The sequence below is a fragment of the Mycobacterium sp. SA01 genome, from assembly GCF_041287105.1.
GTDB lineage: Bacteria > Actinomycetota > Actinomycetes > Mycobacteriales > Mycobacteriaceae > Mycobacterium.
This window is the reverse complement of sequence record NZ_JBGGNO010000006.1, coordinates 1-22,362: the sequence shown is the minus strand read 5'-3', so window position 1 is coordinate 22,362 and position 22,362 is coordinate 1. Positions and strand designations below refer to the sequence as shown.

The window sequence follows — 22,362 nt, the reverse complement described above, 5'->3', positions numbered from 1 at the left end:
GTACTCGATCGCGGTCATCTTGAGCTTTGTGGCGTCCCAGTTCACCACCGTGGTGCTGTTCGGCCAGTCCGGTGGCTTGTATGACCACTACTTCAACACGTTTTTGAACCCCATCGACTTGTTGTGGTCCTTCCTGCAAGCGGTCCTGATGGCGATCACGATCCTGTTGATCCACACCTACTTCGGCTACTTCGCCACCGGCGGACCCTCTGGCGTCGGCGTCGCGGTCGGCAACGCGGTACGCACCTCCCTGATCGTGGTCGTCTCCGTCACCCTGCTCATATCGCTGGCCATCTACGGCTCCAACGGCAACTTCAACCTGTCCGGATAGGGAGGAGCGGAGATGAAATCAGGTGCCGCGCGCCCGATCGCCGGTTTGGCGACCGTGGTGGTCATTGCCGCGATCATCGCGCTGGCTGTTGGGCTGTTCCAAGACAGCTTCACCAAAACCGTTCCGGTGACCGTGATCTCGGACCGAGCCGGCCTGGTGATGTACCCCGACGCCAAAGTCAAGCTCAACGGTGCGCAGGTCGGCAAGGTCTCCTCCATCGATTCCCTGCCCGACGGTAAAGCCGCATTGCACCTCGCGATCAATCCCGCGCGGGTGAACGACATCCCGGCCAACGTCAGCGCCGACATCACATCCTCGACGGTGTTCGGCTCGAAGTTCGTCGAGCTGAACCCGCCGACCGATCCGTCGGCGAAGTCCATCCAGGCCGGTCAGGTGATCGACGGCAAGCACGTCACCGTCGAGATCAACACTGTGTTCCAGCAGCTGGTCTCGGTGCTGTCCAAGATCGAGCCGACCAAGCTCAACCAGACGCTCGGGGCGATCTCCAAGTCGCTGGACGGGCGCGGAGACCAGTTCGGCCAGACCTTGGTGGACCTGGACACCGCCCTGGCCAAGATCAATCCCAGCCTGGACACGCTCAACCACGAATTGGCGGTCGCACCACAGGTGTTCGACGCCTACGGTGACGCCTCCGGTGACCTGCTCGACACCGTCAAGAGCTCGGCGAAGATCAGCGACACCATCGTCGACCAGGACCAGAACCTTGACGCTCTGCTGGTCAGCGCCATCGGTCTTGCCGACATCGGGACCGAGGTGCTCGGCGAAAACCGCGAATCACTGACCAACGTCGTTCACCTGTTGGTTCCCACCACCGACCTGCTCAACAAGTACAGCCCGGCGTTGAATTGCGGTATCGGCGGTCTGATCCCGCTGGCCACCGGACCGGGCCTGCCCCTGCCTGGAGCCGTTCTGCTGCAGTCGTTCTTCCTCGGCCGTGAGCGCTACCGGTATCCGGCCAACCTGCCGAAGGTCGCCGCGACCGGTGGACCGCAATGTACCGACCTGCCGAAGGTGCCGTTCGAGACCAGCCCGCCGTTCGTGGTCTCCGACATCGGAGCGAACCCGGCTCAGTACGGCAACCAGGGCATCCTGCTCAACTCCGATGCTCTCAAGCAGGCGCTCTTCGGCCCGCTGGACGGACCGCCGCGTAACTCCGCACAGATCGGACAACCGGGATGACCGCGCTGTGGAAGACCATCGTCAAGGTCGGCGTGTTCGGCGTCGTGATGATCTTGCTGACGGCCGCCCTGTTCGCGATTTTCGGCCAGTATCGGACGGGCTCGGACAACTCCTACTCGGCGCTGTTCGCCGACGCCTCCAGCCTGAAGTCCGGAGATTCGGTGCGGGTGGCCGGTGTTCGCGTCGGCACCGTCACCGATGTTGCGCTGCAACCCGACAACAAGGTGGTCGTCGACTTCGACGCCGACCGCAAGATCGTGCTGACCTCCGCCACCAAGGCGACGGTGCGTTACCTCAACCTGGTCGGTGACCGGTACCTGGAGCTGGTCGACAGCCCGGGGTCGGCGAAGATCCAGCCGCCGGGCAGCCGGATACCACTGGACCGCACCGAGCCTGCGCTGGATCTCGACTTGCTGCTCGGTGGACTCAAACCCGTTGTCCAGGGACTTAATCCGAACGATGTGAACGCGCTGACCAACGCGCTGATCCAGATCCTGCAGGGCCAGGAAGGCAACCTCGACTCGCTGTTCTCCAAGACCCAGTCGTTCACCAGTTCCCTGGCCGACAACGGGCAGACGGTTCAGCAGCTGATCGACAACCTCAATACGGTGATCACCACGATCAGCAAAGACGGTGACAAGTTCTCCGGGGCCGTCGACAAGCTGCAGAACCTGGTGACCCAGCTTGCCAACGACAAGGACCCGATCGGTGAGTCGATCACCGCGCTGGACAACGGCACCGCGTCGCTGACCGATCTGCTGAACCAGGCTCGCTCTCCGCTGGCCGGCACCGTCGACCAGCTCGGTCGTCTGGCGCCGCTGCTGGACCAGGACAAGGAACTGCTCGACATCTCGATCCAGAAGGCGCCGGCCAACTACCGCAAGGTGGTGCGGCTCGGGTCGTACGGCAGCTGGATCAACCAGTACCTGTGTGGCTTGTCGCTGCGTGTCAGCGACCTGCAGGGCCGCACCGCCTACTTCCCCTGGATCATCCAACACACTGGAAGGTGCGCGGAGCCCTAATGCTCAAATATCGTGGGTCCTCGCTGATCAGAGCCGGCTTCATCGGCCTGGCGCTGATCGTGCTCGTCATCACCATCGGGCTACAGCCCGAGCGGCTGGTGTCGCTTGCCACGTCGATCCGGCATCAGGCGCTGTTCACCGAAGCCGGCGGCCTGCAGGCCGGTAACGACGTCAAGGTGTCCGGCGTCAAGGTCGGCACGGTCTCGGATGTGTCGTTGCAGCACGGCAAAGCACTGGTGACCTTCATGGTCAAGGGTTCGGTTCGGCTCGGCGCCGACACAGAAGCCCATATCCGTACCGGAACGCTGCTGGGACAACGGATTCTGACGCTGGAGTCCAACGGCAAGGGATCGCTGCGGGCGAGCGACGTCATTCCCGTGTCGCGCACCGGATCGCCATACTCGCTGTCGCAGTCGCTGGAGGATTTCGCGGGCAACACCGCCGACACCGATACCGCGGCGGTCAACCAGTCGCTGGACACCTTGTCCGATACCCTCGATCGGATCAGCCCGCAGCTGGGCCCGACCTTCGACGGCATCAGCAAGCTGTCGCGGATGATCAACGAGCGCAACGAATCACTGGGCAACCTACTCAAGAGTGCGGCCAACGTGACCGGGATCCTGTCGCAGCGCAGCGCACAGGTGAACACCCTGCTGCTCAACGCCAACGACCTGATCGGCGTGCTGTCGCAACGCCGCTACGCGATAGCGAACCTGCTGGCCTCCACCTCGGCGCTGTCCAAGCAGCTCAGCGGGCTCGTCGCCGACAACGAAAAGGATCTGGCACCGGCTTTGGAGAAACTCAACTCGGTGACCGCGATGCTGGAGAAGAACAATGCCAACATCACGGCGGCCATGAAAGGCCTGGCCAAGTTCCAGCTGACGCAGGCCGAAGCGGTCAACGGCGGGTTCTATTACAACGCCTTCGTCGCCAACCTGAACCCGGCGCAGACCCTGCAGCCCTTCTTCGACTACGCGCTGGGCTTCCGCCGCGGCACCGATGCGGGACAGCCGGCCGACAATGCCGGACCGCGAGCGGAAATCCCGTTCCCGTACAACGGAATACCGCAGCCTAATGAGCGATGGGGGCAGCCATGAAGTCTCGCAGACGGCTGACAGTCGTCGTCTCCGCGGTGTTGGCCGTGTTGATCGTCGGTGGTATCGCGCTGCTGGTCCGCCAGGCGTTCTTCAAGCCCAACACGATCACCGCGTACTTCACCAGCGCCACCGCGATCTACCCCGGTGACGAAGTGCGGGTCGCAGGCGTCAAGGTCGGCAAGATCGACTCCATCGACGCCCAGGGGACCAAAGCCAAATTCGTGTTGGCCGTCGACCGGGACGTGCCGATTCCGGCCAATGCCGAGGCGGTGATCGTCTCGCAGAACCTGGTCGGTGCCCGCTACATTCAGCTCACGCCGCCCTACGACGACAAGGGCCCGAAGATGGCCGACGGAGCGGTGATCGGGTTGGACCGGACCGCGGTTCCGGTCGAGTGGGATGAGATCAAGACACAGTTGATGCGCCTGGCCACCGATCTCGGCCCGAAGGGCGACGGGCAGCCGACATCCATCGGGCGCTTCATCGACAGCGCGGCCAACGCCCTGGACGGCAACGGGGAAAAGCTGCGGGACACCATCAAGCAGTTGTCCGGGGTCAGCAAGGTGCTTGCCGACGGCAGCGGCAACATCGTCGACACCATCAAGAACCTGCAGATCTTCGTGACGGCGTTGCGTGACAGCAACACTCAGATCGTCCAGTTCCAGGACCGGTTGGCGTCGCTGACCAGCGTGGTCGACGGCAGCCGGTCCGACCTCGACGGGGCGCTGACAAATCTGTCCAGCGCGGTGGTCGACGTCCAACGGTTCATCGCGGGTTCGCGCAACCAGACCGCTGAGCAGATTCAGCGGCTGGGCAACGTGACCAAGAACCTCGCCGACAACAAGCTCGTCGTCGAGAATCTGCTGCATGTGGCGCCGAACGCGATCGGCAACGCGTACAACATCTACAACCCCGACTCCCAAAGCGCGATGGGTGGATTCGCGCTGGCGAACTTCTCCAACCCGCTGCAGGTGATCTGCTCGGCCATCGGAGCCGTGCAGAACGCCACCGCCCCGGAGACCGGCAAGCTGTGCGCGCAGTACCTCGGCCCGGCGTTGAGATTGTTGAACTTCAACTACCTGCCGTTCCCGTTCAACGCCTACCTCGGCAAGTCCACCAGCCCGGACAAGCTGATCTACAGCGACCCCGCGCTGGCTCCGGGTGGCACGGGCGGGACCCCGCCGGGTTACGAGATTCCGCCTGCGGTCTCGGCCTTCACCGGCTACAACGGTGACGTCCCCGGCCCCGCCGGCTGGGGTGGACCGCCGAATACCCATCAGGGCGCCTACGCCCCGAACGGTCTGCCCGCCGACCCGTCGCCGGCGCTGTTCCCGGGCGCACCGATCCCGCCCGGTGTACCGGTCGGCCCCGCTGCCCAGCCGCCCTCGGACTTGCAGGGGATGCTGCTGCCCGCTGAAGCGCCGCCGCCTGCTCCGGCTCCGGCCGCCGCTGAAGGGAACCCGCCATCATGATCCGTCGCGGTTCGGTGCAGCGCCTGGTGGTGACCGCCTCGTGCGTCGCGGTCACGGTGACCGGCTGTAGTTTCGGTGGTCTGAATTCCCTGCCGTTGCCGGGAACCGTCGGACATGGCAAGGGCGCGACCACCTATCACATCGAAATCGCCAATGTGGGTCAGCTGGAGTCGAATTCGCCGGTCATGGTCGGTGATGTCGTGGTCGGCAGTGTCGGTGACATGACGGTCACCGACTGGCATGCCGATGTCGAGGTATCGGTCCAGCCCGGCGTCGTGATTCCGGCCAACGCGGTGGCGTCGGTGGGGCAGACCAGCCTGTTGGGCTCGATGCACCTGGCGCTGAACCCCCCGCTGGGGCAAGCACCGACCGGGGTCCTCCAACCCGGCGCAACGCTCGGGCTCAACCGCTCGTCGACCTACCCGTCGACCGAGCAGACCCTCTCGGCGCTGTCGGTGGTCGTCAACGGCGGTGGACTCGGTCAGATCGGCGACATCATCCACGAGTTCAGTACCGCGCTCAACGGCAGGACCGACCAGATCCGCGACTTGCTCACGCGGCTCAACGATTTCGTCGGCCTGCTGGCCACCCAGCGCGACAGCATCAACGAGGCGGTGAACTCGCTGAATCGCCTGGCCGGTACGTTCGCCGCGCAGCAGGGAGTCCTGACCGACGCGCTGAACCGGATCCCGCCTGCACTGGACGTGCTGATCAAGGAACGTCCGCGCATCACGACGGCGCTGGAGAAGTTCCGTGATTTCTCGAACCTGGCCACCGGTCTGGTCAACGACACGAAGGCCGACCTCGTGCGCAACCTGCAGAACCTGGAGCCCACGCTGAAGTCACTGGCCGACGTCGGACCGAAGCTGGACACGGCGCTGGCCTACCTGCCGACGTTCCCCTACACCCAGCAGGTCATCGACCGCGCGATCCGCGGCGACTACCTGAACCAGTTCATCATCTTCGACTTCACCGTGCCGCGGTTGAAGAAGACCTTGATGCTGGGTACTCGCTGGGGTGATGAGAACGCCAAACTCGTTCCCGCGCCTGGTGATCCGTGGTACGCGACCTACACCTACGATCCGCTGCACGCCCCGTTCAGCCCGGCGCCGCCCCCGACGCAGGTGGCGGATCTTCCGCAGCAGTTCGGTCCTGGTCCCGCGCCGGTACCGGGGCAGGCGTCGCTGACCAACGCGACTCTTCCCGCCCCGGCAACGGACGCCATTCCATTGCCCGGTACGGGCTCCGGCCCGCTGCCGGGACCGGCTCCGGAAGCAGCGCCACAGGACGGGGGTAACTGATGCTGACGCGTTTCGTCCGCAATCAGCTGATCATCTTCACGATCGCGTCCGTCGTCGGGATCGCCGTCATGGTCATGGTGTACATGCAGGCGCCCACCTTGCTCGGCATCGGCCGGATCACGGTCAAGCTCGAGCTGCCGAGAACCGGTGGGCTGTATCAGTTCTCGAACGTGACCTACCGCGGCGTACAGCTGGGCAAGGTCACCGAGGTGGTGCCGACCCGCTCCGGGGCGGTGGCCACCCTGTCGCTGGCCAGCAATCCGAAGGTGCCCGCCGATCTCCAGGCCCGGGTGCTCAGCGTGTCGGCGGTCGGTGAGCAGTACGTGGATCTGGTGCCGCACACCGATTCCGGGCCGTTCCTCCAGGACGGGTCGGTCATTCCCGCCAAGAACGCGACCGTCCCGCAGGCAGTCGGCCCGGTCCTCGATCAGACCAACGAGCTGCTCAAGAGCATCCCGACCAACCGCATCGGCAATCTGTTGGACAGCGCGTACCAGGGGCTCAACGGCGCCGGTGATGACCTCACCACGTTGAACGACTCGGCGTCCAAGCTGGCCGCCGATTTCAGCGCGACCGCCGATCAGACGCGCACCCTGGTGGAGGACAGCCGCCCGCTGCTGGACGGTCAGCTTGCCTCCACCGATGCCATCCGCACCTGGGCGCACAGCCTGGCCGGCATCACCGGCCAGCTGAATACCAACGATCCGCAGTGGCGCGGCATCCTGGCCAACGGGCCCGGCGCGGCCGACGAAGCCTCCGCGTTGTTCACCCAGGTGAAGCCGACGCTACCGATCCTGCTGGCCAGCCTGTCGACGCTAGGGCAGGTCGGTGTGACCTACAACAAGAGCCTGGAACAACTTCTGGTGTTGTTGCCGCCCTACATCGGTTCGATCCAGGCGGTCGGCTCGCCGCTCAACAACCCGACGGGTATGACGCTGGGTGACTTCACCCTGACGATCAGCGATCCGCCCGCGTGCACGGTGGGTTTCCTGCCCCCGTCACAGTGGCGTTCACCGGAGGACACGTCCACCATCGACACTCCGGACGGCCTGTACTGCAAGCTGCCGCAGGACTCGCCGATCGCGGTCCGCGGTGCGCGCAACTATCCGTGCCAGGGCGAGCCGGGTAAGCGGGCACCGACGGTGGAGATCTGCGACAGCGACAAGCCTTTCGAACCATTGGCGATGCGTCAGCATGCGACCGGTCCGAACCCGATCGATCCCAACCTGATCGCGCAGGGGATCCCGCCCGACGATCGGACGACGTTCCAGGATCACATCTACGGCCCGCTGCAGGGCACTCCGCTGCCGCCGGGGCCTGTCCCGGCTCCTGCCGGTACGCCGATACCGCCCGTTCCGGACACGTTGGCGCCCAAGGGGGTTCCGGATATCGCGCCGACCGATCAGGGCGGCGGGCCCGCGGTTGCGCCGAGCGCGTTCACACCGAGTGCGGCAGGCGGGCCGTCGGTGGCGATCGCCACCTACGACCCCGCGACCGGGCATTACGTCACGCCCGACGGCCACGTGGGCCAGCAGACCAATCTGGCCGACGTGAAGGGGGAGATGTCGTGGAAGGATCTGCTGCCGACGACATGATCACAGGTGAGGGGAGAGGCCACATGCGAAGGTCACGAACGCTGATCGGCGTCACGGCGCTGACCGCTGCGGTGCTCGGCGGCCTCCTGAATCCGGCCGCCGCGAGCGCCGACGGAAAATGGGCGCTCAACGGCACATTCCAGGCCACGTCCAACGGTGAATGGGCGACCACCAACGACGTGTTCCACGACGAGCGCAGCATCCGCAGTATCTGGACGATCAACTCGACATGCAGTTATCCCACCGAATGCACCGGCACGGTGAGCAGCGACGCCGGGTGGACGGCTCCGATCTATCAGACCGGTGGGGACTGGCGGGTCAAGCGCGTCATCGAGGACTGGATGCCATGTCAGGACGGCACCAGCGCGCCGGGCTTACAGGTGATCCGATTCCACGGGTCCACCCCGGGCGGTGATCAGACCGATCCCACGTCCAACATGCTGGTGGGTCAGGATTCGACCACCGGTCAGCCGGGAGCCTGCGGGCGCAGCCTCGCACTGTTCATCAACATGCCGTTCAAGTTGATCAAGCTGACCTGACGTCGCCGGCCATGTCGAGTGCGGCCACATAGCTGAACAACATCGACGCGCCGATCGGGTTCCCGCCACCGGGATAGGTCATTCCGCTGACCGCTGCCATGGTGTTACCCGCCGCGTACAGGCCGGGGATCGGCCGGCCGGACTCGTCGAGCACCCGCGCCCTGGTATCCGTGCGCAGCCCACCTTTGGTGCCGAGATCGGACAGTCCGAACGCCGCCGCGTGAAACGGGGGTGTGTCGATCGCGACCATGGGTGATTCGCCGCCGGAGAACGCCCGGTCGTACGCCTCGTCGCCGCGGCCGAAGTCGGTGTCGGAACCCGCGGCGACCATGGCGTTGTACCGGGTGACCGTGTCGTCGAGGGCCTCGGCGGGGACCCCGATCAGCTCAGCCAATTCGGCCAAAGTGTCTGCACTGCGCCATAATCCGGCGTCTCGATAGCTCTCGGTGTCGACCATCGAGACGTTGGTCGCCTTCACCGGCGGAACCTCGCCCTCGCGGTTGTCGTAGACCATCCAGAACGGGATGTCGAGGCGGCCGGCCTGCATCTCGGCGATGATCTGCCTGCCGATCCGGTCGTACGCCGCGGACTCGTTGACGAACCGCTGTCCGGCCTGATTGACGAAGATGCCGCCGGTGAACCACAGCGCGAACGCCGAGCGACCGTCCGGGTGGGTCAGGCCCGGTGACCACCACGCCTGATCCATCAGATCGGTCGCCGCGCCGATCCGGATCGCGGCCTGCAATGCCGCACCCGTGCTGCCAGGTCCGCCCATCGTGTCTTTGGCTTCGCCGGGTACCCCGTACGTCCGTCGCAGCTCGGGATTGTGCTCGAATCCGCCTGCGGCCAAGAGCACTCCGCGCCGGGCGCCGATCCGCACCGGGCTCCCGTCGCGCTGCACCACCGCCCCGACCACCCGACCCTCGTCGGTGATCAGATCGGTCAGCTGGGTATCGCGGTACAGCGCCGCGTCGGGGTAGCCGGCCAGCGCGGCGAGGAAGCGGCCGATCAGCGCCCGTCCGCCGAAGAGCTTGTCCGGAGCCGGCGCGCCGAGACGGTCATGGTCCAGTGGCCCGCGCACGGAACCGGCGTAGGGGCCGAGTTTCTCGCCGCGAATGGGGGCCGCCACGATGTGGCGCAAGCCGTCGCTGCGGGAGTCCGGCACCGACCCGTAGTAGTCCGGCCACGGGAGCACGCTGAATACGAAATTCTCGTCGGCTTCCAGGTATTCGACCAGAGCGGGTCCGCGGCGGATATAGGTCTCCTGCAGTTCTCGCGGCGTGCGGTCGCCGATCACGGTGTGGAAGTAATTCAGCGCTTTCTCGATCGTGTCGTCGCTGCCCGCGCGCTGCAGGACCGGATTGCACGGAAACCACATGCCGCCGCCGCCCGAATAGGCGGTGGTGCCGCCGAACTTGTCGGTCGCCTCCACCAGCGCTACCGACAGTCCTTCGCGGGCCGCGGTGTAGGCGCCGGTGATCCCGCCGCCGGAGCCGGCCACGATGACGTCGACGGTTTCGTCGAACGGGGTGTCCTGCGCAGTCATCGGCCTCCTTTGTCGCTGGCACCCACTGTGATCGGTGCCCGAGCGGGAAGCAACAACCACTCCCGGTGAGCGGGGTGGCCGCTCAGAGCGCGATGTGCTCGCGACTGCGGCGGGCGGCACCGGTGTCTGCGTCGAAGAAGTACGTCTGCCCCGGCGGCATCTCCAGGCCGACGCGGGTGCCCGCGGGCAGATCGGTGCCCGCCGGTGCATGGACGATCACCTGCGCGCTGTCCGTGTCCCCGGTATCGACCAGGGCCGTCACCAACACGTGGCTGCCCAGCGGTTCGACGAAATCGACCCGCGCCGGCAGCAGCCCGTCGGTGTAGGCGGCGTGCAGCAGCAGGTGCTCCGGACGAACACCGACCGTCACCGGACCGTCCGGTGTCGACACCGCCGTCACCGCGGCGTCGGCGAGGTGCAGCACCCCCGAGCGGACCTCGCCCGCAATGAGGTTCATCGGGGGACTACCCATGAACGCGGCGACGAAGGTATTGGCCGGGTGGTTGTAGATCTCGTCGGGCGTGCCGATCTGTTGAATCGTGCCGCCGGACATCACACACAGCCGGTCGCCGAGCGTCATCGCCTCGACCTGATCGTGAGTGACGTAGATCGAGGTGACCGGCAGTTCGCGGTGCAATCGCTTCAGATCCCCGCGGACCTGATTGCGCAACTTGGCGTCGAGGTTCGACAGTGGTTCGTCGAGCAGGAACGCCTGCGGCCTGCGGACCAGCGCGCGGCCCATCGCAACCCGCTGGCGCTGGCCGCCGGAAAGCTGGCCCGGCTTGCGGTCCAACAACATGTCGATCTCGAGCAGCGCGGCGGTCTCCCGGACCCGCCGTTCGATCTCGGCGCGCGGTGTCTTGCGCTGCGCAAGCCCGTAGGCCAGATTGCGGTAGACCGACATGTGCGGGTACAGCGCGTAATTCTGGAACACCATGGCGATGTCACGCTCGCCCGGTGCCAGGCCGGTAACGGTCCGGTCGCCGATCCTGATGTCACCGGATGTCGGCTTGTCAAGCCCTGCAAGCAGTCTCAACGCCGTGCTCTTGCCGCACCCGGACGGCCCGACCAGGATCAGGAACTCCCCGTCGGCAATCGTCAGGGTGAAGTCCTTGAGGGCGACCACCCCACCCGCGTACCGCCGTGTGACATCCCGGAATTCGACTTCTGCCATGCTCAGCCCTTCAATCCCTGGCTCGCGACCGATTGCACGAAATAGCGTTGCGCCCCGACGAATACCAGCAGCATCGGCAGCAGGCTCATCACATTGGCCGCCATCAGCAACGGCCATTTGACGTGGTGTGCACCCTGGAAGTAGCTCAGCCCCAACGGGATCGTCATCTGGTCCTGCGATGTGATGACGATCAGCGGCCACAGGAAGTCGTTCCACGACGTGAGCACGGTCAAGGCTGCCAACGTCGACAGCGCGGGCAACGACAGCGGGAGGATGATCTTCACCAGCACGCCGATTCGCGAGGTTCCGTCGACCCGCGCGGCTTCCTCCAGTTCGACGGGGACGGTCATGAAGAACTGACGCAGGAAGAAGATGCCGAACGCCGTCGCCAGGTTCGGCAGCATCAGCGCGCCGATGTGGTCGATGCCCAGACCTGCCCACACGTTGTCGCCGAACCACTTGACGATCAGGAACACCGGGATCATCGTGACCTGGAACGGCACCATCAGCGTCGCCATCAGCGCGACGAAAAGCGCTCCACGACCGAGGAAGCGGATGCGCGCGAACGCATAGCCCGCCAGGCTGCACACCACGAGGTTGCTCACCAACACCACACCGGTGACCGCAGCGCTGTTGAGAAAGAAGTGCCCGAACGGCGCCGCGGCCCATGCCTCGGAATAGTTCGAGAAGCGCGGACTCTCCGGAAACAGCACCGGCGGGAAGCGATTGGCTTCGCCTTCGGTCTCCAACGATGTGACAAGCATCCACAGCAACGGCACCAGCAGGATGAACGTCAACGGGATCAGGACCAGATGCCACGGGCTGAACGGCAGCCGCCATCGCGATGTCGCGCCTGATTCGACCGGGTCGGCCGGGGCGAGACTGCGGGTGCTGAGAAGGCCGGTCATGAGTGCACATACCTTCGGGCCAGCCGGAACTGGACGGCCGTGACGATCAGGATCACGACGAACAGCGCGTAGGCCATGGCGGCGGCGTAGCCCGCGTCGAACTGTACGAAGGCCCGGTCCCACAGGTAGTAGACGATCACCGTGGTGGCCCGCAGCGGACCGCCGCGGGTCGTCACATAGACCTCGTCGAACAGCTGAAGGGCGTTGATCGTCAGCCACACCAGGAGGAAGAGATTCGCCGGGCCGAGCAACGGCACCGTGATGGTGCGGAACCGGGTGAACGCGGATGCGCCGTCGATCGCGGCGGCTTCGTGTAACTCCAGCGGAACACCCTGCAGCGCAGCCAGGTACACGATCACCGAGAAACCTGTCCAGCCCCAGATCGTCATCGCCGCGATCACGTAGAGCGCCTGCGACGGGGAAGCCAGGAACGGCTGCGACGAGACACCGACGGCGTTCAGCGCGGCGTTGACCAGTCCGTAGTCACGGTCGGTCAGCCACAGGAAGATGATGCCCTGCGAGATCGTCGACACCGCCATCGTGATGTAGGCGGCGGTCCGGTACACCGAGATGAACCGCACCGAACGGTTCAGCGCCGCCGCGACGAACAACCCCACCAGCATCGTGCCGGGCACGAACAACGCCGTGTAGATGATGGTGTGCTTGATCGCATCGAGGAAGACGGGGTCGTCGGCCAGCTTCTTGTAGTTGTCGAACCCCACCCAGGGCGTCTCGGCGCTGAGCAGGTCGGACTTCTGGAACGACAACTGCAGCGACATCAGCACCGGGAGCAGTCCGAAGATCCCGATCAGAATCGCGGCCGGGCTGACCAGCGCCCACCCCGACACGGTGTCTGTGCGGCTCAGCCGCCGAAGCAGTGCAGGCATCGACTCCCTACTTCTCGGCCAGCTTCGCGTCGGCGGCCTGGGCGGCGGAGTCCAGTGCGGCCTTGGGCTGTTCCGTGCCGAGCATGACAGACATGACCGCCTGGCCGATAGCTTCCGACACTGCCGGGTACTGCTCAACCTGCGGCCGCACCATGTGCACGTTCTTCAGGTTGTCGACGAACGCCGCGGTGCCCGGGACGTTCTTGTCGAGTTCGGCGAGCACGGACTTGTCGTCACCGACCGAGGCGCGGATCGGCAGATCGCCGGTGCCCAAGGAGAACTTCTTGACCTGTTCGGGTGCCGACAGCCACTTCACGAAGTCGATGGCCGCCTGCTTGCGCTTGTCCCCGTTGTTGAACACCACCCAGTTGTCGGGTCCGGCGATGGTCTGATGTCCGCCGGCGGACCCGGGATAGCTGGGCATCACCTGGACGCCGTAGTCGATGTCCGACAGCGAGGACAGGTCCCACGGGCCGGTGACCAGCATCCCGATCTTGCCGCTGTTCATCAGCTTGGGGCCGTTCTCGTTGGTGGTGTCCAGGTACAGCGACTTGTCGGTCACCGCCATCTGCTGCAGCGTCGTCAGCGCCCGCACACCGGCGTCGGAGTTGAAGACGGCCTTGGTGTTGTCGGCGTTGAGGATGTCGCCGCCGGCTTCCCACAGCATCGGAATGTAGTGCCACACCGTGTCTTCGCTGCCGTCGGCGGGGATCAGCCAACCGAACTGGCCCTTGGCGGGGTCGGTGAGTTTGGCCGCCGCCGCGCGGAAGTCGTCCCAGGTCCACTCCGGGGTCGGCGGTGCCACGCCGGCGTCGGCGAACAGCTTCTTGTTGTAGACGATCGCCAGGTTGTCCACCAGTGCGGGCACGCCGACCACCTTGTCGCCGACGGTCGCCGCCTTGCGTTCGGCCTCGTAGAAGTCGTCCCACTTCCAGTCCGGCTTCTTGACCTCGTCGGCCATGTCGACCAGCGAGGGAATCTTCGCGATGTTGGGCGACCACGAGCCGAACATGTAGGCCACGTCCGGTGCGCTGTTGCCGCGCACGGCGGTCAGAACCTTTTGCAGCACAAGGTCGTTCTTCGAGTACAACTCGGACACCTTGACGTCCGGGTGTTCCTTGTTGTACTGGTCGACCAGGCTCTTGAACACCTCGCCCTCGGTGTCCTGATAACCGTGCCACACCGCGATCTCGGTGGGGCCCGACGAGCCGCCTCCGCCACCGCACCCGGCGAGAACGACGGCGAGGACGGCGACCAGTGCGATGCACAACCTACGTCGAATCACGGTGACACTCCTTAGTTGGCGAGATCTCGGGTGGATTGGGAACGCAGCGGCGGGGGCAGCAGGTCACCGTGCGCGGCGGTCAACTCGTCGCACAGCGCCCAGATCTGATCGACGGTCAGCGTCGCGGCGGTGTTCGGATCGACCATCGCCGCGGCGCGCACCAGCCGCGGGTCGCCGTCGACGGCGGCGCGCACCGTGAGGTCGACGGGGCCGAGGAAACTCCGGTTGAGCGCCGCGCACTGTGGCGGGAGGTCACCCACCTTCATCGGATGCGCCCCGAGGGCGTCCAGCAGCGTCGGCACCTCGACCGCCAGTCCGTCGGGCAGGTTGGTGATCAATCCGTCGTTGATGACGTTGGCGGAGATGACCCGCGGCGTTCCGGTTTCCAGGGAATGGATCACCTGCGGTGCGTACTCCGTGGAGCCGGTGTCGATGGGCAATGTCGGGGAGTCGGCCAATTCGGCTCGCACCCGGGCATATTCGGCGAGGTTGGCCGCACTGATCGCCACGTACTCGCCGACGTTGATGCGCAATCGTTCGATCTCGGCTTCATCGTGCAGGTACCAGCCGACGTATTCGCTGCTGTGCTCGCTCGTCTCGGTGGGGTAGTAGCCCAGCCGCCGGTACATGTCGACCCGGACTCGTCTGCGCAACTCCGGGTCGCTTGCGATCCGTTCATCCAGCAGGGGATAGAGGTTCTGGCCGCCGCGTTCCCACCGCAGCACCCAGGCCTGGTGGTTCACTCCCGCCGACCAGTACGCCACCTCGTCGTAGGGCACGTCGATGAGTTCACACAGCCCGACCATCGTCCAGTACACGGAATGGCACAGCCCAAGCACTTTCAGCTTCGGTGCGACCGCGTGCAGGAACGAGATGTTCATCGCCATCGGGTTGGTGTAGTTCAACAACCAGGCGTCGGGGCACACCTGCGCCATGTCACGCGCGATATCGGCGAGCACCGGGAAGGTGCGCAGGCCGCGAAAGATGCCGCCGACGCCGATGGTGTCACCGATGGTCTGCTTCAGCCCGTAGCGCGCGGGGATCTCGAAGTCCCGCACCGTGGCATCGTGCATCCCGACCTGGATGACGTTGATGACGTAGTCCGCGCCGTCGAGCGCCCGGCGGCGATCCAGGGTGGCCACGATCTCGGGCTCGGCGCCGGCGGCCAGCGCGGTCGCGCGGGCGATCGCCTGCGCCGTCTCGAGCCGCTGCGCGTCGATGTCGTGCAACACCACCCGCGTCGAGCCCAGCTCGGCGAACGACAGGATGTCGCCGAGCAGCTCGCGGGTGAATTCGACGCTGCCCGCGCCGATGATGACGACGGTGGGTTTCATCGCACCGCCTCGGTGGGAGACTCGCCGCGTTTCTCGTCGGCGTACACCATCAGCGTCGAGCCGACGAGGGCCAGCACGATACCGATCGCCCCATACGGCGTCGGCAGGGTCTGGTAGGCGATCAGCGAGATGATCACGGTGAGCGCGGGTGCGAGCGCGTTCGTCGTCGGCGCCACGATCGACGCCTTGCCGCGGGCGAGCGCCATCACGAGGAACAGCGCGCCGATCGCGTTCAGCACCTGGGTCCCGGCTGTCAATGCGGGTGCTTGCCAGGGGAAGTCGGTGGGTATGCCGCCGAGCGAGATCAGCGCCACGGGAATGAGAATCAGGCCGCTGATCGTCATCCACCCGAACGTGGTGGCTTCGTTGATCCCGACGGTCGCGGACTTGCGCATGAAGTACGCCTGCACACCCCACGCCACGCAGATCAGGATCGACAGCAACAGCCACGGGCCGGACGAGCCTTCGGAGTCGCCGCCGGTGACCGTGAACAGCACGATCGCGGCGAGTGCGAAGATCAGACCCACGACGGCCAGCGGTGGGATGCGTTCGCGCAGAAGCACCATCGCCATGATCACCGTGATGGCCGGCGAGATCGACACGATCGGGAAGATCAGATAGGCGGGGCCCATCGTCAGCGCCTGGAACAGGATCAGCTGGCCTCCGGCACCGGTCAGGCCGATCAGCAGGCCGTAGATCGTCGCGGCCGGGCGGCGATCCCACTTCTGTCCGCGGAGTGCGACGGCTGCCGGGATGATCATCGTCAGCGCCCAGATGCTGTAGATCATCTCGTCGGGATAGCCGTACTTCGACGACGGCAGGGCCGAGAATGCGCCCCACACGCCCCAGAACAGGATGAGCAGGGCGGCGTAGAAGATCCAGCCGCGGGTCCGTGGTGCGGTGGTCAAGGTCATGGTGACGTCACCTTGTCGGGTTGTGGTCGGAAAGATGTTGTACGGCAGACGGACTCAGCGGATGGCCGCTGCGCTTGGCGGCGTAGAGCGCACCGCCCACTGCCGGGTCGAGCCGGGGAGTCTGCAGGTCGTACGTGGCCGCAGAGTCCTGCACTGCGGCGATGAACTGGTTCAGGAAGCCGTCGTTGGAGAACATCCCGCCCGAATAGGACACCGGCACGATGTCGGCATCGGTGAATCCGATCAGCGTTCGGGTCGTTTCGATCAGGGCGACCAGCTCGGCGACCGCCGCCGACAGGATGCGGGCAGACGGCTCGTCACCTGCCTCGGCGGCCTCGCAGACCGTCGTCGCCAGGGCGGCGATCTTGCTGCGGTTGCCTTTCCACGTGTCGATGACCAGACTGACGACGTCGAGATCACCGCTGACGTCCAGCCGCTTCTTCATCAGACCATGCAACGGGGCCTTCGGCAGCCTGCCGTCACTCATCCGGGAAAAAGCGTTGAGCCCTTGTGCGGCAATCCAATACGCTGACCCTTCGTCGCCGAAGAGTTCCCCCCAGCCGCCGACGCGGTGGCCGATGCCCGCACGTTCGCCGTAGGTCATCGACCCGGTGCCGCTGATGACGTTGATCCCGTCCGCGCCGGCCAGTGAACCGGCCCAGCCGCAGACCATGTCGTTGTCGCAGCTGTAGCGGTCATGCCCCAGCACGCCGGCGGGTACCGCGTCGAGAGCTTCGATGTCGCCGCTCGCCTCGCCGTAGCCGGGAAGACCGAAGAAGGCGGCGTCGATGTCGGCGGGCGTGATGCCCGCATGGGCGCAGATGTCGGTAACGCCCTGCGCGAGCGACTTTTCGACGATGTCGAAGCCGTCGTTGAAGTAGTAGGACGTCGGAGCCGTTGCGCGGGCGATGATGTGGCCGGTGTCGTCGACGAGCGCCAGCGCGGTCTTCGAACCGCCGCCGTCGACCCCAAGATAGCGTGCCATCGTCTACCGTCCGTTCCTGGTCATGGGATGGATCGTGACGCCGCGAACGACGCGGCTGACCTCGCCGGAGGGGAAAGGATTGTCCGGTGTCTTGCCGTGTTCCAGTGCGGTGAACAGTGCCAGGTATTGCGCGAACACCACGTACGCCAGTGCGACCAGCGCGTCGTCCAGACCGTCGAGGCCTGGCAACACGACAGCCTCGCCGTACTCCTCGGGCAGCGGCTCGGTGCTGAGCACCGCGACCGCGTCGTCGCCGAGTTGGGCCCGAATCTCGGCGATGATGTCGAGGTCGTAGCGGTGGGTGTACGGGTCGGTGGCGGAGTAGACGACGACGAGCGTGTCACCGTCGAGCACGGACTTCGGCCCGTGCCGGAAGCCCAGCGGGGAGTCGAAGTAGGTGTCGACCTCACCGGCGGTCAGCTCCAGCATCTTCAGCGCGGACTCCTGCGCGAGCCCTTCGAGCGGTCCACTGCCCAGGTAGACCAGCCGTTTCTTTTTGGTCCTGGCCAGCGCCGCGATGTCGCTCCGCAGGCTTGCGACATATTCGGCCGCGGCTGCCAGCGCCTCGCCGTTGGCGGCGGTGGCCGGACCGAGCAGCTGCAGACATGTCAACAACATCGAGGTCAGGCTCGAGGTCATGGCAAAACCGGTGTCGTTGGCACGCTCGGGCATACAGACGACGGCGGAGTTCGGCCGGCCGGCGTGCGCCTTCGCGAGCGTGCCGTCGGCGTCGCAGGTGAGGACGAGGTGCCAGATATCGTCGATCAGCTCGTCGGCCAACGCGGTGGTGGCCAGGCTCTCGGGGCTGTTGCCGGAACGGCCGAACGAGACCATCAGCGTCGGGGTGTTGCGTTCGAGGTGATCGAGCGGGTTGCTGACGATGCTCGTGGTGGCGATCGCGTCGACGCGGCGTCCGAGGTGCCGGCGAAGCGCGGCGGCGGCCATGTCGCCGATGAACGCGGAGCTGCCCGCCCCGGTCAGGATGACCCGGATATCCGGCCGTTCGACGATCGCCCGGACGAAGTCGGCGATCGCGGGATCGTTGCGATGGGCGACCTCCCGCCACACTCCGGGCTGCTGCCCGATCTCGAGAATCGTTGCGCCGCCGTCTTCTTGGGCTGGCGTGGGACTGGTCATCGTTGGTCTCCGGTGGTCGTGTTCTCAGTGCGGCAGGCGCGCGCGTAGGGCCGCATGGCATCTCGAATCCTGTCGATCACCAGGGCGTTGGCGGTCAGATCGAGTTCGCCGGCGCGGACGCGCTCGTACTGATGCGGAAGGAATTGACTGACGAGCGGCAGCGGGATGCCGACCCGGTCGAGGTTGTCCAGAAGATGTCGGCGCGCGGCATCGACCTCGTCGTCGGCCCAGTAGTACCGCAACCGGTCGCTGTAGCTGTAGCGGCGGGCCGTCTGCTGGGTCTGCGGATCCCCGTCGTAATAAGCCTGCCAGTACTGGGGATGGGCGAGCATGCGTCGTTCGACGACCTCGATCAGGTCGGACCGCGACTCCTGCAGCAGTTGGTTCTCGATGTGGGCGAGTCCGAAGAGCGCCTCTCTCATCGCAAAGGTCAGTCCGGGGCCGACTTTGAGGACGGCCCAATGGTCTTCGACGAGCTCGCGCAATTGTGCGGGTCGCTGATAGTCGGTGGAATGCGCCTCGAACACCAGATGCGGTTCCGCGTCGAGAACGCGCCGTAGCGCCGCGGTGGCGTTGCGGCGGTAGTCGATGACCTGGAGATGGTCGAATTCCACGCCGGGCTGCACCACCAGAGCCATGACGCGGGGCCACACGTGATCGAGCCCGGACCGGGTGAACGCGGCGCGATGCGCGTCGATGGTCCGCTGCGCACGGTCCGGGGGTGTGGGGGTCAGGACGCCGAGCGTCTCGTGGGCCCCGCCCGGAACCGGCACCTCGGTGCCGATGACGTACATCGGATGGCCGGCGCCGCCGCGCTGCGCGGACTCTTCGGCGACGTGCAGCAGCCGTGCGGTGCGCTGCGCCACGGTCTCGTCATCGAGGACGGCCGGGTCGTCGGCACAGGACATGCTGCAATCGAGGTGAATCTTCGCGTAGCCGGCCTCGACGTACGCGGCGATCAGCGCATCGGCCTTTTCCATTGCGGCGGCGGCGGTTTCGCCCTGCCAACGATTCGGGCCCAGATGGTCGCCGCCGAGCACGACCCGGCTGCGCGGGAATCCGCATCGGTCGGCGATGCCGTGCACGAGGTCGCGGAACTCGGCCGGGCGCATTCCGGTGTAGCCGCCGAACTGGTCGACCTGATTGGACGTGGCTTCGATCAGCACCGGCACGCCATCGGCGGCGGCCTGCACGATCGCCGCCTCGACCACCGTGGGGTGTGCCGAGCAGACCGAATAGACACCGACCGTCTCCCCGGACTTGTGTCTGCGGATCGTGTCGGCGAGCCAGCTGATCCGCTCCCCGGACATTTGCAACATTGCTCGATCATGGGAAGCTCGCTCAGAGTGCGCAATGCAATCACGTCAAGTGATCAGTAAAACTGATCGTTTGGCTGATCGCCCGGCCTGCGCAGCGGAGGAGGCACCGCTATGTCGACCAGACGCACCGATCGGATGCGTGAGGTGCTCTCGCTGCTTCGGGCGCGGGGCGAAGTCGACTCGCAGGTGCTTCGCACCGAGCTGCGGGTGTCGGCGGCGACGTTGCGCCGCGACCTCAGCGAGCTCGAAGACCAGGGACTGCTGGTCCGAACGCACGGCGGGGCACGGGCTCTCGATCCGAGCGGCAGTGAGATTCCGGTCCGGCTGCGTGATCACCGGATGATCGCGATCAAACGGCGGATCGCCCAGCACGCCGCCGCGCTCGTGCCTGCCGGACCTCAGGCGGTGGCCTTGACCGGTGGGGTGACCACCAGTGAGGTCGCGCGATCGCTCAAGGGCCGTCCGCAGATGACGATCGTGACGAACTCCCTGACGATCGCCGCCGAGTGCGCCGTCGACGCGCACATGAAGGTGATCGTGACCGGCGGTTTGGTGCGGGCGAACTCGTTGGAGGCGGTGGGGCCGATGTCTGAGCACGCGTTCCAGGTGATCAACGTCGGCACCGCGGTTCTCGGTGCGGACGGGATGTCAGCCGAGGTGGGGCCCACCACGTTCGACGAGGCGGAAGCACGCACCGCGATGGCCATGGCCGCCAACGCGCAGCAGGTGATCGTCGCCGTCGACGGCTCCAAGATCGGCAAGGTCACTCTCGCAAAGATGGTGACACTCAAGGAGATCGATCACCTCGTGACCGACTCCACCGCCGACCCGGCACAGCTGGAGCGAATCGGTGCGGCGGGGGTGCATGTCCACGTCGTGGAGGTGAGTGACGCCTGAGGCCGCGTGACTAGCCGTTGATCGTGGTGATCAGCGCGGCGACCGCCTCGGCGATCGCTTCGCGTGCGGGCGCGAGGTAACGGCGCGGATCGTTGACGTTCGGGTCCGCGGCCAGGTGGGCGCGGACCGCGGCGGTGAAACGGACGTTGAGCAGCGTGCCCACATTGATCTTGGTGATCCCGGCCTCGACGGCCTTGCGAAGTTCGTTGTCGGCGACTCCCGACGAGCCGTGCAGCACAAGGGGAACCGGTACGGCGGCACGCAATCGCCGGATGAGTTCGAAATCCAGGGCGGCGCTACGGTCGGCCATCGCGTGGGAGCTTCCCACCGCGACCGCCAGGGCATCGACGCCGGTCGCCGCGACGAACTCAGCTGCCTCGCCGGGGTCGGTGCGAACACCGGGTGCGTGTGCACCGTCCTTGCCGCCGACCTCGCCCAGTTCCGCTTCGAGGAACAAACCCTCCCGATGTGCCCATTGCGCAGCGGATTTCGTGGCGGCGATGTTGGCGGCATAGTCCAGAGCGGACGCATCGAACATGACCGACGACGCGCCGGTGCCGACGCAGGCGTGCAGAAGGCGCTCGTCTTCGACGTGGTCGAGATGAACCGCGACGTCGACCTCGGACGCGGCGGCGACTGCGCTCGCCGCGGCTGCGATCGGGTGCAGCCTGTCGTGGTGGAATCTGACGGCGTTCTCGCTGAGCTGCAGAATCACCGGCCTGCCAACATGTTCGGCGCCGGTGACGATGGCCTCGGCATGTTCGAGCATGATCACGTTGCAGGCGAGCACTCCGGACCCCGCGCGGTAGGCGGCGGCGACGAGATCGGCGGTTCGAGCAAGCGGCATCTGCCTGTCCTATCAGCGTGCTGCCGCGGTGTCCAGCACGGGAGATCTCCGTCAGGACAGCTGCCCGAGCTGCGCGGGCCTTTGCTGGCAACGGTGATCGTGGTTAGAAGTCGCGCGCCACAGTAAACGTGTGCGTGCCACCGTCGACTACTCACCGCGTCCGAGATGTCTCCCGCTGACTGGGAAGCAGATGTGGCCGCGAGTACATTGTGCGGTGCACTCAGCCACCGTGATGTCGCACCGTAGCACGACCAGGACAAGCAGCGGTACCACGCCGCCCGGGATCGGTCTTTGCCCAGACGGCGTGGACACCCATGGCTAATCCCACATCAAGTCGTTGGTCGCCGGGCATTGCGTTGAGCAGTGCTGCGGGTCCGATGCAGGCTATTGGTGGCTTGTTTGCAATGTCAGCAGACGCCGTGCGGTTCATCTTTCGGAAGCCGTTTCAGTGGCGGGAGTTTTTGGAGCAGGCGTGGTTTGTGGCGCGGGTGTCGTTGGCGCCGACGTTGTTGGTGGCGATTCCGTTCACGGTGTTGGTGTCGTTCACGCTGAATATTTTGTTGCGGGAGTTG

20 protein-coding genes and 1 pseudogene are annotated in these 22,362 nt (G+C 65.9%); 10 read left to right on the top strand and 11 right to left on the bottom strand.

The genetic code is table 11. The features are described from left to right. From AB4879_RS00575 to AB4879_RS00540, 8 genes are all read left to right on the top strand, one after another. Positions 1-331 (top strand): ABC transporter permease (locus tag AB4879_RS00575; RefSeq protein WP_370505985.1); only part of this gene is annotated, 331 nt, incomplete at its 5' end. Between the two features lie 12 nt (positions 332-343). Continuing rightward, complete coding sequence (locus AB4879_RS00570) at positions 344-1,531, top strand: MCE family protein (RefSeq protein ID WP_370505984.1); 1,188 nt, start codon at positions 344-346, stop codon at positions 1,529-1,531. Further along, positions 1,528-2,553, top strand: coding sequence for an MCE family protein (locus tag AB4879_RS00565; RefSeq protein ID WP_370505983.1), 1,026 nt, complete (start codon positions 1,528-1,530; stop codon positions 2,551-2,553). Before AB4879_RS00570 ends, AB4879_RS00565 begins: the two co-directional genes overlap by 4 nt. After that, complete coding sequence (locus tag AB4879_RS00560) at positions 2,553-3,650, top strand: MCE family protein (protein ID WP_102809213.1); 1,098 nt, start codon at positions 2,553-2,555, stop codon at positions 3,648-3,650. The genes AB4879_RS00565 and AB4879_RS00560 overlap by 1 nt, the downstream gene beginning before the upstream one ends. Continuing rightward, positions 3,647-5,122, top strand: a complete 1,476-nt coding sequence (locus tag AB4879_RS00555; RefSeq protein ID WP_370505982.1) for an MCE family protein — start codon at positions 3,647-3,649, stop codon at positions 5,120-5,122. Before AB4879_RS00560 ends, AB4879_RS00555 begins: the two co-directional genes overlap by 4 nt. Then, on the top strand, positions 5,119-6,423 hold the full coding sequence (locus AB4879_RS00550) for an MCE family protein (RefSeq protein WP_102809211.1): 1,305 nt from the start codon (positions 5,119-5,121) through the stop codon (positions 6,421-6,423). Before AB4879_RS00555 ends, AB4879_RS00550 begins: the two co-directional genes overlap by 4 nt. Further along, positions 6,423-8,018, top strand: a complete 1,596-nt coding sequence (locus AB4879_RS00545) for an MCE family protein (protein WP_370505981.1) — start codon at positions 6,423-6,425, stop codon at positions 8,016-8,018. The genes AB4879_RS00550 and AB4879_RS00545 overlap by 1 nt, the downstream gene beginning before the upstream one ends. A 23-nt stretch (positions 8,019-8,041) precedes the next feature. Next, positions 8,042-8,557: a hypothetical protein gene (locus tag AB4879_RS00540; protein WP_370505980.1), complete on the top strand. Its 516-nt coding sequence runs from the start codon at positions 8,042-8,044 to the stop codon at positions 8,555-8,557. Here the strand turns inward: AB4879_RS00540 and AB4879_RS00535 are convergent. From AB4879_RS00535 to AB4879_RS00490, 10 genes are all read right to left on the bottom strand, one after another. Beyond that, positions 8,544-10,103 (bottom strand): FAD-binding protein, encoded by a 1,560-nt coding sequence (locus tag AB4879_RS00535; protein WP_370505979.1) that lies wholly within the window; start codon positions 10,101-10,103, stop codon positions 8,544-8,546. The genes AB4879_RS00540 and AB4879_RS00535 overlap by 14 nt on opposite strands. 82 nt (positions 10,104-10,185) lie before the next feature. Next, a complete protein-coding gene (locus AB4879_RS00530) occupies positions 10,186-11,277 on the bottom strand; it encodes an ABC transporter ATP-binding protein (protein ID WP_370505978.1) in 1,092 nt (363 codons plus the stop codon). A gap of 2 nt (positions 11,278-11,279) precedes the next feature. Next, positions 11,280-12,185 carry a carbohydrate ABC transporter permease gene (locus AB4879_RS00525; protein WP_233209464.1) on the bottom strand — a complete coding sequence of 302 codons (906 nt, stop codon included), beginning with the start codon at positions 12,183-12,185 and terminating at the stop codon, positions 11,280-11,282. Further along, entirely contained in the window at positions 12,182-13,072 is an 891-nt protein-coding gene (locus AB4879_RS00520; RefSeq protein ID WP_370505977.1) for a carbohydrate ABC transporter permease, read from the bottom strand. Before AB4879_RS00520 ends, AB4879_RS00525 begins: the two co-directional genes overlap by 4 nt. 7 nt (positions 13,073-13,079) lie before the next feature. Beyond that, positions 13,080-14,357: an ABC transporter substrate-binding protein gene (locus AB4879_RS00515; protein ID WP_370505976.1), complete on the bottom strand. Its 1,278-nt coding sequence runs from the start codon at positions 14,355-14,357 to the stop codon at positions 13,080-13,082. Positions 14,358-14,368: 11 nt separating this feature from the next. After that, entirely contained in the window at positions 14,369-15,691 is a 1,323-nt protein-coding gene (locus tag AB4879_RS00510; protein WP_370505975.1) for an alpha-glucosidase/alpha-galactosidase, read from the bottom strand. Then, positions 15,688-16,605 carry a DMT family transporter gene (locus AB4879_RS00505; protein ID WP_370505974.1) on the bottom strand — a complete coding sequence of 306 codons (918 nt, stop codon included), beginning with the start codon at positions 16,603-16,605 and terminating at the stop codon, positions 15,688-15,690. The genes AB4879_RS00510 and AB4879_RS00505 overlap by 4 nt, the downstream gene beginning before the upstream one ends. 7 nt (positions 16,606-16,612) lie before the next feature. After that, positions 16,613-17,590: an N-acetylglucosamine kinase gene (locus AB4879_RS00500; protein WP_370505973.1), complete on the bottom strand. Its 978-nt coding sequence runs from the start codon at positions 17,588-17,590 to the stop codon at positions 16,613-16,615. Between the two features lie 3 nt (positions 17,591-17,593). Further along, positions 17,594-18,727 (bottom strand): SIS domain-containing protein, encoded by a 1,134-nt coding sequence (locus AB4879_RS00495; RefSeq protein ID WP_370505972.1) that lies wholly within the window; start codon positions 18,725-18,727, stop codon positions 17,594-17,596. Further along, positions 18,724-20,046: a D-tagatose-bisphosphate aldolase, class II, non-catalytic subunit gene (locus tag AB4879_RS00490; RefSeq protein ID WP_370505971.1), complete on the bottom strand. Its 1,323-nt coding sequence runs from the start codon at positions 20,044-20,046 to the stop codon at positions 18,724-18,726. Before AB4879_RS00490 ends, AB4879_RS00495 begins: the two co-directional genes overlap by 4 nt. A 111-nt stretch (positions 20,047-20,157) precedes the next feature. Here AB4879_RS00490 and AB4879_RS00485 point away from each other — a divergent pair, with 111 nt between their 5' ends. After that, entirely contained in the window at positions 20,158-20,943 is a 786-nt protein-coding gene (locus AB4879_RS00485) for a DeoR/GlpR family DNA-binding transcription regulator (RefSeq protein ID WP_370505970.1), read from the top strand. 10 nt (positions 20,944-20,953) lie between these two features. Here the strand turns inward: AB4879_RS00485 and AB4879_RS00480 are convergent, their stop codons facing one another. Continuing rightward, the gene (locus tag AB4879_RS00480) at positions 20,954-21,790 is read right to left on the bottom strand and encodes a class II fructose-bisphosphate aldolase (protein ID WP_370505969.1); all 837 of its coding nucleotides are present in this window, start codon (positions 21,788-21,790) and stop codon (positions 20,954-20,956) included. 314 nt (positions 21,791-22,104) lie between these two features. Between AB4879_RS00480 and AB4879_RS00475 the strand changes: the two are divergent. Then, positions 22,105-22,362 (top strand): annotated as a pseudogene (locus AB4879_RS00475) (ABC transporter permease); the annotation flags it as partial.

What these genes read in the sequence shown, in the direction of transcription:
- AB4879_RS00570 (WP_370505984.1), top strand. Translation starts at nt 344, where the DNA reads ATGAAATCAGGTGCCGCGCGCCCGATCGCCGGTTTGGCGACCGTGGTG.
- AB4879_RS00565 (WP_370505983.1), top strand. Translation starts at nt 1,528, where the DNA reads ATGACCGCGCTGTGGAAGACCATCGTCAAGGTCGGCGTGTTCGGCGTC.
- AB4879_RS00560 (WP_102809213.1), top strand. Translation starts at nt 2,553, where the DNA reads ATGCTCAAATATCGTGGGTCCTCGCTGATCAGAGCCGGCTTCATCGGC.
- AB4879_RS00555 (WP_370505982.1), top strand. Translation starts at nt 3,647, where the DNA reads ATGAAGTCTCGCAGACGGCTGACAGTCGTCGTCTCCGCGGTGTTGGCC.
- AB4879_RS00550 (WP_102809211.1), top strand. Translation starts at nt 5,119, where the DNA reads ATGATCCGTCGCGGTTCGGTGCAGCGCCTGGTGGTGACCGCCTCGTGC.
- AB4879_RS00545 (WP_370505981.1), top strand. Translation starts at nt 6,423, where the DNA reads ATGCTGACGCGTTTCGTCCGCAATCAGCTGATCATCTTCACGATCGCG.
- AB4879_RS00540 (WP_370505980.1), top strand. Translation starts at nt 8,042, where the DNA reads ATGCGAAGGTCACGAACGCTGATCGGCGTCACGGCGCTGACCGCTGCG.
- AB4879_RS00535 (WP_370505979.1), bottom strand. Translation starts at nt 10,103, where the DNA reads ATGACTGCGCAGGACACCCCGTTCGACGAAACCGTCGACGTCATCGTG.
- AB4879_RS00530 (WP_370505978.1), bottom strand. Translation starts at nt 11,277, where the DNA reads ATGGCAGAAGTCGAATTCCGGGATGTCACACGGCGGTACGCGGGTGGG.
- AB4879_RS00525 (WP_233209464.1), bottom strand. Translation starts at nt 12,185, where the DNA reads ATGACCGGCCTTCTCAGCACCCGCAGTCTCGCCCCGGCCGACCCGGTC.
- AB4879_RS00520 (WP_370505977.1), bottom strand. Translation starts at nt 13,072, where the DNA reads ATGCCTGCACTGCTTCGGCGGCTGAGCCGCACAGACACCGTGTCGGGG.
- AB4879_RS00510 (WP_370505975.1), bottom strand. Translation starts at nt 15,691, where the DNA reads ATGAAACCCACCGTCGTCATCATCGGCGCGGGCAGCGTCGAATTCACC.
- AB4879_RS00505 (WP_370505974.1), bottom strand. Translation starts at nt 16,605, where the DNA reads ATGACCTTGACCACCGCACCACGGACCCGCGGCTGGATCTTCTACGCC.
- AB4879_RS00500 (WP_370505973.1), bottom strand. Translation starts at nt 17,590, where the DNA reads ATGGCACGCTATCTTGGGGTCGACGGCGGCGGTTCGAAGACCGCGCTG.
- AB4879_RS00495 (WP_370505972.1), bottom strand. Translation starts at nt 18,727, where the DNA reads ATGACCAGTCCCACGCCAGCCCAAGAAGACGGCGGCGCAACGATTCTC.
- AB4879_RS00490 (WP_370505971.1), bottom strand. Translation starts at nt 20,046, where the DNA reads ATGTTGCAAATGTCCGGGGAGCGGATCAGCTGGCTCGCCGACACGATC.
- AB4879_RS00485 (WP_370505970.1), top strand. Translation starts at nt 20,158, where the DNA reads ATGTCGACCAGACGCACCGATCGGATGCGTGAGGTGCTCTCGCTGCTT.
- AB4879_RS00480 (WP_370505969.1), bottom strand. Translation starts at nt 21,790, where the DNA reads ATGCCGCTTGCTCGAACCGCCGATCTCGTCGCCGCCGCCTACCGCGCG.